The sequence below is a fragment of the Streptomyces sp. NPDC058401 genome (assembly GCF_042722885.1).
Classification (GTDB): Bacteria; Actinomycetota; Actinomycetes; order Streptomycetales; family Streptomycetaceae; genus Streptomyces.
Genome location: NZ_JBHXKA010000184.1, coordinates 1 through 12,918, shown reverse-complemented (window position 1 = coordinate 12,918; position 12,918 = coordinate 1). Strand labels below are relative to the sequence as shown.

10 protein-coding genes are annotated in these 12,918 nt (G+C 72.5%); 8 read left to right on the top strand and 2 right to left on the bottom strand.

Annotated elements, in window-relative coordinates; translation table 11 throughout:
* Nucleotides 1-241 precede the first annotated feature (241 nt).
* Nucleotides 242-1,150, top strand: coding sequence for a TauD/TfdA dioxygenase family protein (locus tag ACFWNV_RS36775; protein ID WP_383955734.1), 909 nt, complete (start codon nucleotides 242-244; stop codon nucleotides 1,148-1,150).
* Between the two features lie 115 nt (nucleotides 1,151-1,265).
* On the opposite strand, the gene ACFWNV_RS36770 is transcribed toward ACFWNV_RS36775, so the two are convergent.
* The gene (locus ACFWNV_RS36770) at nucleotides 1,266-2,210 is read right to left on the bottom strand and encodes a GNAT family N-acetyltransferase (RefSeq protein WP_383955731.1); all 945 of its coding nucleotides are present in this window, start codon (nucleotides 2,208-2,210) and stop codon (nucleotides 1,266-1,268) included.
* 6 nt (nucleotides 2,211-2,216) lie between these two features.
* Nucleotides 2,217-3,458 (bottom strand): MFS transporter, encoded by a 1,242-nt coding sequence (locus tag ACFWNV_RS36765; protein WP_383955728.1) that lies wholly within the window; start codon nucleotides 3,456-3,458, stop codon nucleotides 2,217-2,219.
* A 166-nt stretch (nucleotides 3,459-3,624) separates the two neighbouring features.
* Here ACFWNV_RS36765 and ACFWNV_RS36760 point away from each other — a divergent pair, with 166 nt between their 5' ends.
* The 7 genes from ACFWNV_RS36760 to ACFWNV_RS36730 all read left to right on the top strand — a co-directional run bounded on the left by ACFWNV_RS36760 (nucleotide 3,625) and on the right by ACFWNV_RS36730 (nucleotide 12,789).
* Complete coding sequence (locus tag ACFWNV_RS36760; protein ID WP_383955726.1) at nucleotides 3,625-4,950, top strand: hypothetical protein; 1,326 nt, start codon at nucleotides 3,625-3,627, stop codon at nucleotides 4,948-4,950.
* Nucleotides 4,947-6,191 (top strand): MFS transporter, encoded by a 1,245-nt coding sequence (locus ACFWNV_RS36755; RefSeq protein ID WP_383955723.1) that lies wholly within the window; start codon nucleotides 4,947-4,949, stop codon nucleotides 6,189-6,191. Before ACFWNV_RS36760 ends, ACFWNV_RS36755 begins: the two co-directional genes overlap by 4 nt.
* Entirely contained in the window at nucleotides 6,188-7,588 is a 1,401-nt protein-coding gene (locus tag ACFWNV_RS36750) for an ATP-grasp domain-containing protein (protein ID WP_383955720.1), read from the top strand. The genes ACFWNV_RS36755 and ACFWNV_RS36750 overlap by 4 nt, the downstream gene beginning before the upstream one ends.
* Before the next feature lie 143 nt (nucleotides 7,589-7,731).
* Nucleotides 7,732-9,549: a beta-galactosidase family protein gene (locus ACFWNV_RS36745; RefSeq protein ID WP_383955717.1), complete on the top strand. Its 1,818-nt coding sequence runs from the start codon at nucleotides 7,732-7,734 to the stop codon at nucleotides 9,547-9,549.
* A gap of 151 nt (nucleotides 9,550-9,700) precedes the next feature.
* Nucleotides 9,701-10,897 (top strand): serine hydrolase domain-containing protein, encoded by a 1,197-nt coding sequence (locus ACFWNV_RS36740; RefSeq protein ID WP_383955715.1) that lies wholly within the window; start codon nucleotides 9,701-9,703, stop codon nucleotides 10,895-10,897.
* 147 nt (nucleotides 10,898-11,044) lie between these two features.
* Nucleotides 11,045-11,557, top strand: coding sequence for a hypothetical protein (locus ACFWNV_RS36735; RefSeq protein WP_383955712.1), 513 nt, complete (start codon nucleotides 11,045-11,047; stop codon nucleotides 11,555-11,557).
* Between the two features lie 38 nt (nucleotides 11,558-11,595).
* On the top strand, nucleotides 11,596-12,789 hold the full coding sequence (locus ACFWNV_RS36730) for an MFS transporter (RefSeq protein WP_383955709.1): 1,194 nt from the start codon (nucleotides 11,596-11,598) through the stop codon (nucleotides 12,787-12,789).
* The last annotated feature ends 129 nt before the right edge of the window (nucleotides 12,790-12,918 follow it).

The window sequence follows — 12,918 nt, the reverse complement described above, 5'->3', positions numbered from 1 at the left end:
TGACCCATCGCGGTCACGCGCGCCGCCGCGTTGTGGCACGTTCCGCACACCACCCCATCGCCCAGTGTTGCCAAGTCTGGCAAGTCATGGCAACATCGATCGTGCTACGAGGCGCAACCGGCGACGATCCCTGTGCAGGACGTGCGGGAGGATCCGCCTCACCGGCGGGACTTCCCGGCCGTGACGCGCACGGTTCGCGCCCCCACACAGCCCAGAAAGGTCCAAACGCATGACTGACGTCATGACTGCCGACAGTGGTCTCAGGGTCGGGGTGAAGCAGCTCGCGGGAAACATCGGCGCCGAGATCACCGGCGTGGACGCGGCGCGTCCGCTGAGTGACTCGGTGGCCGCGGAACTCAGGAAGGCGCTCCTCACCCACAAGGTGATCTTCCTGCGCGGCCAGCAGCTCGACTATGACCAACTCGTCGTGTTCGGGCGCAGCTTCGGCGACCTGACGCTCGGCCACCCGATCTACGGAGGCCCCGAAGGGCGCCCGCTGCTGCGCGAGATGGACTCCAAGGGCGAGGGCACGCGCGCCAACCACTGGCACGCCGACTTCACCTACATGGAGAACCCGCCCGCCGTCGCCATCCTCCACAACACGGTCTGCCCGCCCGTCGGAGGCGACACCATATGGGCCAACACGGCCGCTGCCTACCAGGAGTTGTCGGAGGGGCTGCGTACGCTCGCGGACGGGCTGCGGATCGTCCACTCCAACGACTCCGACTTCACCGACGCCACGTACACCGGCGACGTGCGGAGCAGCTACCTGAAGAACGTCTTCAGCGCCGAGCACCCGGCCGTCCGGGTCCACCCGGAGACCGGTGAACGCTCCCTCTTCGTCGGCGGGTTCGCGCGCAGCGTCACCGGACTCGGCCCGCAGGCCGGACGCGACCTGCTCCGGGTCCTGGTGGAGCACGCCACCAAGCCGGAGTACACCGTCCGCTGGAAGTGGCAGGTCGGGGACCTGGTCCTGTGGGACAACCGGTCCACGCTGCACTACGCCGTCCACGACTACGGCGACCAGCACCGCCGCGGCGAGCGGGTCACGGTGGCCGGCACCACCACGGTCGGGGTCGACGGCAGGCCCGGCACCGTCCTGCGCGGCAACGCCGAGGCGTTCACCGCCGGGTCCGGCTCGACCATGTGACCGCGACGATGCGGCGGCAACGGCCCGGGCCGTTGCCGCCGCATCGTGCTGTCTACGAGGTCTACGAGGTCTACGAGGTCTGCGAGGTCTGCGAGGTCTGCGAGGTCTGCGAGGTCTACGAGGCTGCGGCGCGGGCGGGCGTCCCCGCGGGCGGGGTGTGCTCGACGCCCGCGAGGAACGGGGCCGCGTAGGCCCGCAGATCGGCGGGGGTGTCGCTGACGAGCCGGGCGCGCAGGGAGCGGTCGCCCGGGGCGTCCGAGGCGTAGCCCAGGATCAGGCACGGGTCGCGCAGCCGGTCCAGGTTCAGGACCAGGTCGGCCTCGTCGAGGCCGTCGGGGTCGTGGAAGTCCTGGGAGGGCACGCAGCGGAACCCCATGCGCACCTTGAAGCGGAACAGGCCGGCCTTGGTCAGGTGGCCGTACAGATTGGGCTCGTCGCCCAGCGTCGCCCAGCGGTAGCCCTTCTCCCGGGCCGTGCGCATCGCGGCGAAGTAGAGCGTGCGGGCGAGGGAGTCCCGGCGCCAGTCCTCGGTCACCGTGGAGAACCGGATCCGCACCGCGTCCTGCCCGGGGCATTCCCATGCGATGCAGCCGCCGGCCAGTTCCCCGTCCTGCAGGGCGAGGACGGCGAAGTACTTCTCGCGTCCGTCGAGCAGCCGCTCCCGCTGCCGGAAGGCGATCGGGATGCCGTACGCCATCGCGTCGACCCGCTGCCGGTAGAGCGTCAGGAAGCGGTCCAGCGCCTCCGGCCCCACCGGGTCGTGGACCTCCAGCCTCAGGGCCCGCTCCGCCCGGGCGCGGGCCCGCCGGATGTCCTGGCGCGCCTTGGTCTCCAGCCGGGACAGGAACGCGTCCTCGTCCGGGCCCAGTTCGGCGGTCCACGACAAGAAGGCCGGCTTCCGGACGAAGCCGGCCGCGGCGAGTTCCTCGTACGCCCCGGCCGCGGGGGCGGTGGCGCGCACCACGTCGATGTGCCGGCGGGCGCCGTACCAGGGGCGGCCCGCCAGCTCTTCGGGGGAGACGTGGGCGACGGACAGCCCGTGGTGGTCGACGATGTCCATGTGCTGTCATCCGTTTCGTGTCGGGGGCCGGTCGCCGCTCGCGGTGACCAGGGGAGCGTGCTGCCGGACAGGCGTCCGGCGGCTTCGTGCGGGGGCGAACCACAGGAGCACGGCGAGCACCGCGGTCGCGGTGACGGGGAGGAACACGAACAGGGAACCGTGGGAGCCGGCCAGACCCACCGTCAGCCCGAGCAGCAGCGAGGACACGGGTACGGCCCCGGTGACGAACATCCGGATGAGGGTGTTGACCCGGCCGCTGAACTCCGCGGGGATCTCGTGCTGGCGGTAGCTCATCGTGGTCGTGTTGACGCCTCCCTCGCCGAAGCACAGCAGGCAGAAGGAGGCCACGACCGCGAGGGGCTCGCCGATGAGCAGGCCCACTGAGCCCAGGGCGGCCACCCCCAGCCACACGCCGACGCGCAGCCGGCGGCGGCCCTCGCCCGCCGGGACCATGGGGCTCACCCAGGCACCGGCCGCGGCGGCCACGGCGCCGCAGGACACGGCCAGGCCCAGGGCGGCCGAGGACCAGTGCCACCGTCCGGTGCCGAGGGTGAGCAGGGTCGGCTCCAGTGCGCCGGCGCCGAGGTTGTAGAGCGCGACCGCCCCGGTCAGCCGGAGCAGGTCCGGGCGCGAGCGGAAGTAGACGATGCCCTCCCGCAGCAGCGTGCCCACGGACGCGCCGGCCTTCCGGGCCTGCCGGGCGACCTGGGGCAGGAAGAACGCCGTCACGGCGGTGACGAGGAACGTGGCCGCGTCGATCTCCAGGGCCGGGCCGGGCCCCGCCGCGGCGATGGTCACTCCGGCCAGGGCGGGCCCGGCGAACCGCGCCACCAGCTGCACCGCGTTGAAGCGGCTGGTCGCCTGCTCCAGCCGCTCCGGCGGTACCAGGGCCGGAATCAGGCCGTAGTCCCCGGCGACGTCGGAGACCACTTTCGCCAGCCCCATCAGGCACAGCGAGGCGAACACCACCGCGATCTGACCGACGGTCAGCAGCAGCGGGATCAGCGCGACGCAGGCGCCCTGCACCAGCTCGCCCGCGATGAACAGGCGGCGGGCGTCGTGGCGGTCGATGAAGGGGCCCAGGAACGGTGCGGCCAGGTACGGGGCCGTCTGCGCGGCCATGCTCAGCACGGCGAGCAGAGTGGATCCGGTGGCCTGGATCAGCGCCCAGGGGACCGCCAGGTACAGGAAGGTGTTTCCGGCCATGGACAGTGCCGTGGCTCCGGTCAGCAGCCAGAAGGGTCTCATGGGACAGGGATGTTGCCATATATTGCCGAGCATCAGCAACGGATGTGCCTTGCCGTTGACATGAAGTTGCCATCTCTGCATCAATGGCCGTGCAGACAGCGGCCGTGCGGGCAGCGGCCGTGCAGACAGCGGCCGTGCAGGCAGCGGGCATGAGGAAGGAAGCGCCATGGAGAACGCCAGCCCCCCGAGGATCCTGATCGTGGGTCTCGACCGCTATGGCATGCGGGCCTGTGTCCGCCTCGGCCTCGACACCACCGTCATCTGCGGGGCCGCGTCCTGGGACGAGGGGCACATCGCGATACCCGACGAGGTGACCGTGCTCCGCGTGGACGACCACACCAGCCCGGAAGCCGTCCTGATGGCCCTCGATCGGGCCGGCCTGACGGGCCGCGCCTTCGACGCCGTGTACACCACCGACGAGGACTCCCTGGTCATGGTCGGCCTGCTCGCCCGGCACCTCGGCCTGCCCTTCACGGCGCCGGAAGTCGCCGTACGGTTCCGCGACAAGTCCGTGCAGAAGCGCGAGATCCGCGCCGCCGGCATCGCCACGGCCGGAGCCGAGGTCATCGAGGACGTGCACGACGTCGCGGCGATCGACCGGCTCCCCTTCGAGCGGGCCGTACTGAAGCCGGTGGCCGGAGCGGCCACCGAGCGGACCTCCGTCGTCACCTCCGCGGCCGAGCTCCACCGGCGCAGCGGCGAGTACCGCAGGCAGGCCACCCCGCAACGCACCTTCGTCCTGGAGCAGTTCGTCCGCGGCGAGGAATGGATCGCCGACGGGGTCCTGTACGAGGGCGAACTGCTCTTCTGCGCACTCGGGCGGTACGGCGACCCCTGCCTCACGGCCGTGGACACCGGCAAGCCCCTGCACTTCCGCCACTTCGACCCGTCCGTCGACGGCTGGGCCCACGACCGGGCGCTCCCCGTGATCAAGGCCTCCCTGGAGGCCCTGGGCCTGCGGGACGGAATGTTCCACCTGGAGCTCTTCCACGACCCCGACACCGGCACGCTCACCTTCGGCGAATGCGCCGCACGCCGCGGCGGCGCCCTGGTGCAGGAGGTGGTGCAGGCCAAGTTCAACGTCGACCTGGCGCAGTGCGCCGTCCAGGTCGCCCTCGGCAGGAGGCCCGAACTCGACGTCAAGATCCGCCCCGCGGTCGTCGGCGGCGCCTACCTCACCGCGGGAGCCGGCCTGCTGCTCGACTGCCCCTCCGCCGCGGAGATCGCCGCCCTGCCCGGGGTGGAGTTCGTCCGGATCGAGCGGCCCGTGGGGGAGTACGCCCCCGAAGTCGCCGGAACGGGCCAGCGGATCGGCCAGTTCATGGTGATGGCGGACTCCGCCGAGGAGCTCCAGGACCGGTTCGCCGAGGTGTGGGACTGGTTCCGTACCAGGCTCGTGGTCGTCCCCGACGGCCTCAAGGGCCGCGAACTCCGCGAGCTGCAGCACGTCCTGCGACCCGGCGCCCGGTTCGGGGACGCACTGTGGCAGTGACGGCCGCCCCCGCGTCCGCGCCCCCGCCCGTCGGCGTGCGCAGGCTCCTCCCGGCCACGCAGGCGCAGCGGATCCTGACCGTCGCCACCTTCGCGAACAGCTTCGGCGGCGGCATGTTCACCACCGCGAGCGTCCTGTACTTCACCCGTGTCGTCGGACTACCGGCCGGCCGGGTCGCGATGGGCCTGTTCGGCGGGGCCATGGCGGGGCTGATCGCCGGAGTCCTGGTCGGACGGCTGGCCGACCAGTGGGGACCCAAACGCGTCCACATCTGCGTCATGCTCGGCGGCGGCGTTGCGATCTCCTGCTTCACCCTCATCGGATCGTTCTGGTCCTTCTTCGCGGTCTCCCTCGTCGCGGGAGCGGTCATCCCCGCCGACGAGGCCAGCAAGGCGCCGCTCATCCGCGGGGTCGCCGAAGGCAACCCGACCCTGTTCATCGGCTACCTGCGCTCGGTGACCAACCTCGCCCTCGCCTTCGGCTCCGTCGCGGCCGGCTTCGCCATCCAGATCGACAGCCGGCCCGCGTACCTGGCCCTCGTGGTGTGCCGCGCCCTCGCCTACGTGGGCTGCGGGCTCATCCTGCTGCGGCTGCGCCTGCCCGAAACCGCCCCGGACCCCGCCGAGGAGGCCGAGGAGAAGGACCGGGGCTGGGCCGCGCTCCGGGACCGCACGTACCTGAGCGCCACGCTGGTGAACGCGGTGCTGTCCCTGAACTACGCCGCCTCCGGCTTCCTGCTCCCGCTGTGGATCGTCGGCCACACCAGCGCACCCCGCTGGATGGTCTCCGCGGTACTGGTGCTCAACATGGCCTTCGTGGTGCTGCTCCAGGTCCCCGTGAGCCGGGGCGTGCACGACGCCAGGACGGCCGGCCGGCGCATGGCCTGGGCCGGCGCCGCCTTCGCCGCAGGCCTCATGCTCATGGCCTTCGCGGCCGGAACCTCCCCCTGGACGGCCTCGGCCCTGCTGCTCACCGGCATGGGCGTCTTCGCCTTCGGCGAGCTCTGGTACGCGGCCGCCTCGTACGAGTACTGCTTCGGCCTGGCGCCGGCCCGGCTGCAGGGCCAGTACGCCGGCGTGTTCGGACTGGGCAGCGGCGCCGTCGAAGCCGTCGCCCCCGCGGTGATGAGCCTGCTGCCCCTCGGGATGGGGCTGCCCGGCTGGCTGGCCCTCAGCGCGGTGCTGTTGTTCGCGGGCCTCGGCAGCGGGCCCCTCGTGACCTGGGCAGGTGGACGACGATGAATACGCAGAAGAAGAACCAGATGAACCAGACGAACCGGACGAGCCAGACGGGCCAGACGGGCCAGACGAACCAGACGGGCCAGACGGGCCAGACGGGCCAGGCGAACCAGACGGGCCGGACGACCCCGACCGTGGCCATCGTGGACGGCTATTCGACGGGGAACTTCCTCCTGCCGGCCTTCGCCCGGCTAGGCGTCGAGGCCGTCCACGTACAGAGCACCCCCGAACTCATAGCCCCCCTCGCGCCGCCCCGGCTCGCCGCCTACCGGGAAAACCTCGTCTGCGCGGATCCCGCGACCACGGCACGCGAGCTGGCCCGCCACCGCCCGCTGGCCGTACTCGCCGGAGCGGAGTTCGGGGTCCGGCTCGCCGACGAACTGAGTGAGCGGCTCGGGCTGATGACGAACGGCACCCGCCGCTCGGCCGCCCGACGCGACAAGTTCCTCATGATCGAAGCCCTGCGGGAGGCCGGGATCAGGTGCGCGCGCCAGCACCGGTCCGCCGACCCCGAAGAACTGCGCGCCTGGGCGGAGCGGGAGGGCGTCCACCCCGTCGTCGTGAAACCGATCAGCTCCTCCGGGGCGGACAACGTCCACATCTGCCGGGACGGCGACGCCGTCGTGCGGGCCGCGCGCTCGGTCATGTCGGCCAGGGACCTGTTCCAGCAGCCCAACACCGAGGCCCTAGCGCAGTCGTACCTCGACGGCACCGAGTACGTGGTGGACATGGCCTGCTCCCAGGGGGAGCGGTACGTGTGCGGAGTCTGGGAGTACCGCAAGCGGGACATCGGGTCCGGCCGCCGCATCTACGACCGGGACGTCCTGCTCGACCCGGGCCGGGAACCGGTCCCCGAGCTCGTCGCCTACGTGGACACCGTGCTGGAGGCCCTGGACATCCGGCACGGAGCGGTCCACGCCGAGGTCATCATGACCGCCTCCGGCCCGGTCCTGGTGGAGGTCGCCGCCCGCCTCAACGGCGGTCTGAACGCCGGGTTCCAGGAACTCTGCCTCGGCATCGACCAGTCCGCCGCCACGGCGCTGGCCTACGCACGGCCCGCGGAGTTCCGGCAGCGCTACGGCGGCCGGACGTACACCAAGCTCATCGAGGCCTTCGTCCACGACACCACGACCGCGCTGGACGGGATCGTCGAAGGCGTGGACGAGGCCGTGCTGGAGGAGATCACCGCGCTGCCCACCGTGCGCGACCTCACCGTGAAGTACCGCCCCGGCCGCCGGATCCGCCCGACGGTCGACCTGCCCAGCAGCCCCCTCACCGTCTACCTGGCCGACGAGGACCCGGCGGCCCTGGAAGCCGACTACAAGGCGATCGGCGAACTCAAGGAACGCGTGTACCTGCTGTCCCGGCCCGGAAGCGCGGAGCGCCCGGACACACCGTGACTCCACGACGCCGGAAGGCCGGTGCCCCGCTCCCGCATGTGCGATCTCCCTTGACCCCTCGGGCTGCTTCGGCCTAGCGTGATCAGCGGCGGTAGAAAGCGCTTTCTGCGCGCCATTCGAAGGCACCGAAAGAGAGCGCACACGTGAAGCCATCCCACCCGTCGATCACGACGCCGATCACGACGCCGATCACGACGCTGGCCACGGACGAGACCGGCTTCCTGCGGAACGGCAGCCCGCACCGGATCGTCTCCGCGGCCATCCACTACTTCCGGGTGCACCCCGACCTCTGGGCCGACCGCCTGCTGCGCCTGCGCGCGATGGGCGTGAACACCGTCGAGACCTACGTGGCCTGGAACGTCCACGAGCCCCGGCCCGGCGCTTTCGACTTCGACGGGCCGAACGACGTCGCGGCCTTCGTGCGGACCGCCGGCGACCTGGGACTCGACGTCATCGTCCGGCCGGGCCCCTACATCTGCGCCGAATGGGAGTTCGGCGGACTGCCCGGATGGCTGCTCGCCGACCGCACGATGCGGCTCCGCCGCCGCCACCCCGCGTACCTGGCCGCGGTCGACGCCTGGTTCGACGCCCTGGCCCCCGTACTGGACCCCCTGCTCGGCAGCCGGGGCGGCCCGGTGGTGGCCCTGGGCGTGGAGAACGAGTACGGCAGCTTCGGCAACGACACCGGCTATCTGGAACACCTCCGCGACGGCCTGGTCCGACGGGGCCTCGACTGCCTGCTGTTCACCACCGACGGGGCCGACCACGGGTTCCAGCTCGGCGGCCGCATCCCCGGCGTCCTGACCACCGGGACCTTCGGCTCGCGCCCCGAGAGCTCGCTCGCGACCCTGCGCACGTACCAGCCGCAAGGCCCGCTGGTCTGCGTGGAGTACTGGCACGGCTGGTTCGACCACTGGGGCGAGCCGCACCACACGCGCGACGCCCAGGACGCCGCCGCCACCCTGGACAGCCTGCTCGCCGCGGGTGCCTCGGTGAACATCTACATGGGACACGGCGGCACGAACTTCGGCTGGTGGAACGGCGCCAACCACGACGGAACCTCCTACCAGCCCGACGTGACGAGCTACGACTACGACGCCCCCGTCGGCGAAGCGGGTGAACTCACCCCGAAGTTCCACCTCTTCCGCGAGGTCATCGGCCGTCACACGGCCCCCGTCACCCACGAACCCCCCGCTCTGCCCCCGCGCGTGGTTCCCCGGACGCTCTCCGTGGAGGGACGCGTCTCGCTCGCCGACTCCCTGGACGCACTCTCCAAGCCCGTGCACCACGTCGAACCGCTCACCATGGAGGAAGCCGGCCAGTCCCTGGGCCTGATCCACTACCGCACCCGCCTGCGCGGGCCCCTGCCCGAGGCGGCCCTGCGCATCGACGGGCTGGCCGACCGGGCCCAGGTCTTCCTGGACGGACGGGAGATCGGACTCCTCGAACGGGACGAGCCGCTCGCGGCACTGGCCGTCGCCGTACCCGACGGGGGAGCGGAACTCGACATCCTCGTGGAGAACCAGGGACGCATCAACTACGGCCCCCTGCTGGCCGATCGCAAGGGCATCCGCGACGGAGTCAGGCTGGACAACCAGTACCAGTTCGGCTGGGAGACCAGGCCGCTGCCCCTCGATGACCTGTCGGGACTGGAGTTCGGCCACGCCGAGCTTCCGGACGGCCCGTCCTTCCACCGGGTCACCGTCGAACTGGACGCCGCTGCCGACGCGTTCATCGCGCTCCCCGGCTGGACCAAGGGCATGGTCTGGCTGAACGGCTTCGCCCTGGGCCGGTTCTGGGAGCGCGGCCCGCAGCTGACCCTGTACGCACCGGGCCCCCTGTGGCGCGCGGGCGGGAACACCCTGGTGATCCTCGAACTCCACCGGCCCGGGACCACCGTCGAACTCCGCGACGCACCGGACCTCGGGACGGAGGCGCCCGCGCCCATCCCCGTCTGGTAGCCCCGCCCGGTGCCGCCCGGTGCCGGACGGCCCGGGCCCGTGAGGGCCGGATGGGCCACGGTGCGGCGGCCCCCGGCCGCGTCGCCGCCGGGGGCGGTGCGGGCCCTGTCATCGTGGGCCACCGCATCCGTCTTCCCCGGGAGGTACCTCCGTGTCCCGACGTCCGCACGGCCGCTCCGGTCGGATCCGCCCGTCGCTGCGCCTGGCCGCCGCCACCGCCGTGTGCGGCGCCCTGCTCGCCGTCTCCGTGCAGCCCGCGCAGGCCGGAGCGGACCGCAATCCGCCGCCCGGGGCCGACCTCCACCAGGAACTGCGCGAGCTGGTGGAGCGGCCCGACGGACCGCCCGGGGTCATCGCCGTCCTCGGCGACGGCGACCGTACGCAGGTCTACCGGGCGGGCGTCGGCGACGTGGAGAGCGGCCGCCCGCCGCGGGCGACGGACCACATGAGGATCGCCAGCGTCGCCAAGGCCTTCAGCGGAGCGGTGGCCCTGCGGCTCGTCGACCGCGGCCGGCTGCACCTCGACGACACGATCGGCGAGGTGCTGCCCGGGCAGCCGGCCGCGTGGCACGAGGTGACGCTCCGTCAACTTCTCAACCACACCAGTGGACTGCCTGACTACTCAAGCTCCCAGCAGTTCATCGACATCATCTCCGCGGACCCCCGCCACCGCTTCGACTCCCGCCGCCTGCTGGAATTCGTCGCCGACGAGGACCTCGGCTTCCCGCCGGGCAGCCGCTACGCGTACTCCAACTCCGACAACATCGCCATCGCCCTCGTGGCCGAGGCCGCCACCGGACGCCGGTACGAGACGCTGCTGCGCGAGCTCGTCTACGAACCCCTGGGACTGCGGGCCACCAGCCTGCCCCAGGGATACCGGCTGCCCGAGCCCTACCTCCACGGCTACCAGATCGACCCGCAGGAGGGGCCCGTCGACGTCAGCGAGGCCGTGGGCGCCTCGGGAGCCTGGGCGTCCGGGGGCATCGTCTCGACGCCCAAGGACCTGACCGCCTTCATCCGGGGCTACGCGGGCGGCGCCCTCGTCTCGGAGCGCACCCGGCGCCAGCAGTTCCGGTTCATCCCCGGCGCCCTCTCCCAGCCCCCCGGCCCCGGCCGCACCGAGGCGGGCCTGGGGATCTTCCGCTACACCACGCGCTGCGGGACGGTGTACGGCCACACCGGCAACACGGCCGGCTACACGCAGCTCGTCGCGGCCACGGCGGACGGCCGCCGCTCGCTGACCTTCACCATCACCGCGCAGACCTCCCTGACCATCAACCCGGACCTGCTCGCACACGTCCGGGAGGTCCAGGAGGACTTCGTCTGCGCCCTGCTGCGCAAGAAGTGAGCCGGCGCCCGCACCCGTGACGGCCGCACCCATGAGCGGGGGCCCGCCCCCGAGCGGTTCCCGCGGGTGCGGGCTTCACCCCCATGGGGGAAGCTGGGAAGACCCCGGTGCTGCCGGCGGCGCGCAGAGTGGCAAGGAAGGTCTTCCGTGAACGTTTCCGCAGGTGGCGGCCCCGCACGCGCATCCCGGCGTACGGTGCGGAGAACGGCGACCCTGCTGTGCGCGGTGGCGGCTTTGACGGCCGCCCTGCTCCCGGCCGCCGCGCTCCCCGCCTCCGCGCGCACCGGCGCCGCGTCATCGGCCCGGACCCCGGATCCACAGGACCCGGTGGTGGTCGTCGACTGCTCCTCGCAGGCCCAGATGCGCCCCGCGGAGTACATCCTCGCCTGCGGCGACGGGAACAACCGGCTCGTCGGCCTCCGCTGGAACAGCTGGGGGCCGGGCAGCGCCACGGCCACCGGCACCGACATGGTGAACGACTGCCGCCCCTACTGCGCGGCCGGCCGTTTCCGCGCCTACCCGGTCACGGTGACCCTGAGCCGGCCGCAGGCCTGGCCGGAGCACCCCGATCTGCGGCGGTTCACCACGATCCGGCTCGTCTACACCGACACCGCACCTGAGCCGGTCGCCAAGGACGTGACCTACAAACTGGTCTACTGACGCGGACCCCGGGCTCCCCACGGGATACGGTCGGCCGCATGGACCTTGATCGACAAGGGTGGCGCCGGTGCCTGCTCGCCGGCGCGGTGTTCGCCGTCTGCATGGCCGGCACCACGCTGCCGACCCCCCTCTACGGGCTCTACCAGGAGAAGTTCGGCTTCTCCGCGCTGATGGTCACCGTGGTGTACGCCGTCTACGCCTTCGGGGTGATCGGCGTCCTGCTGCTGGCGGGCAACGCCTCGGACGCCGTGGGCCGGCGGCCGGTACTGCTGGCCGGTCTGGGTTTCGCCGCGGTGAGCGCCGTCTGCTTCCTGTGCGCCGACGGGATGCCCTGGCTGTACGCGGGACGGCTGCTGTCCGGCCTGTCAGCCGGCCTGTTCACCGGCGCCGCCACGGCCTACGTGATGGAGCTGGCGCCGCCCGGCGGCGCCGCCCGGGCCACGTTCGTGGCGACCGCCGCCAACATGGGCGGGCTGGGCTGCGGCCCGCTGCTCGCCGGAGTCCTCGCGCAGTACGCCTCCTGGCCGCTGTACCTGCCCTTCGTGGTGCACCTCGGCCTCGTGGCGGGCGCGGCAACCGTCCTGCTGAAGCTCCCGGAGACGGTGCGCGAGCGGCGCCCGCTGAGCACCGTACGACCGCAGCGGCCCGCCCTGCCCCCGCAGGTGCGGGCGGTGTTCGGGCCGGCCGCGATCGCCGCGTTCGTGGGGTTCGCCCTGTTCGGGGTGTTCACCTCCGTCAGCCCGGCGTTCCTCGCCGAGTCGCTGGACGTGCACAACCGGGCCCTGAGCGGGCTGGTGGTCGCACTGGCCTTCTTCGCCTCGACCGCCGGGCAGCTGGCCGTCGGCCGCGTCGGGGTGCAGCGGTCCCTGCCGCTGGGCTGCGCCGTGCTCCTCGCCGGGCTGGCGCTCCTCGCGGGCGCGCTGGTGTGGGACCTGCTGCCGCTGGTGGTGCTGAGCGCCCTCGTCGGCGGACTCGGGCAGGGGCTCGCCTTCCGCGGGGCCCTGTCCGCCGTGACCGGGGCCTCTCCCGCGGACCATCGGGCCGCCGTGATCTCCACCCTGTTCCTGGTGGCGTACACCGGCATCTCACTGCCCGTGATCGGCGTGGGACTCCTGGAGGGCCCCCTCGGGCTGGAGGGCGCCGGACTGGTGTTCATCGCCTGCATGGCCGTGCTCGTCCTGTGCGCGGGCGGCTACCTGCTCAAGCGCCCCGTACGGGACGCCGCGCATTGAGCGCGCGGGTCCGCCCGGCCCGGCCGCCGGCCGCGCGTGCGCCCGCGAGGACTCTCGCCGTGGCGGCGGGCGGGGGGGGGTCCCACCCGGCGAGGGGGTGGGGGGACGCCCACGGGGGGGGCGTGAGGT

What these genes read in the sequence shown, in the direction of transcription:
- ACFWNV_RS36775 (WP_383955734.1), top strand. Translation starts at nt 242, where the DNA reads ATGACTGCCGACAGTGGTCTCAGGGTCGGGGTGAAGCAGCTCGCGGGA.
- ACFWNV_RS36770 (WP_383955731.1), bottom strand. Translation starts at nt 2,210, where the DNA reads ATGGACATCGTCGACCACCACGGGCTGTCCGTCGCCCACGTCTCCCCC.
- ACFWNV_RS36765 (WP_383955728.1), bottom strand. Translation starts at nt 3,458, where the DNA reads ATGAGACCCTTCTGGCTGCTGACCGGAGCCACGGCACTGTCCATGGCC.
- ACFWNV_RS36760 (WP_383955726.1), top strand. Translation starts at nt 3,625, where the DNA reads ATGGAGAACGCCAGCCCCCCGAGGATCCTGATCGTGGGTCTCGACCGC.
- ACFWNV_RS36750 (WP_383955720.1), top strand. Translation starts at nt 6,188, where the DNA reads ATGAATACGCAGAAGAAGAACCAGATGAACCAGACGAACCGGACGAGC.
- ACFWNV_RS36730 (WP_383955709.1), top strand. Translation starts at nt 11,596, where the DNA reads ATGGACCTTGATCGACAAGGGTGGCGCCGGTGCCTGCTCGCCGGCGCG.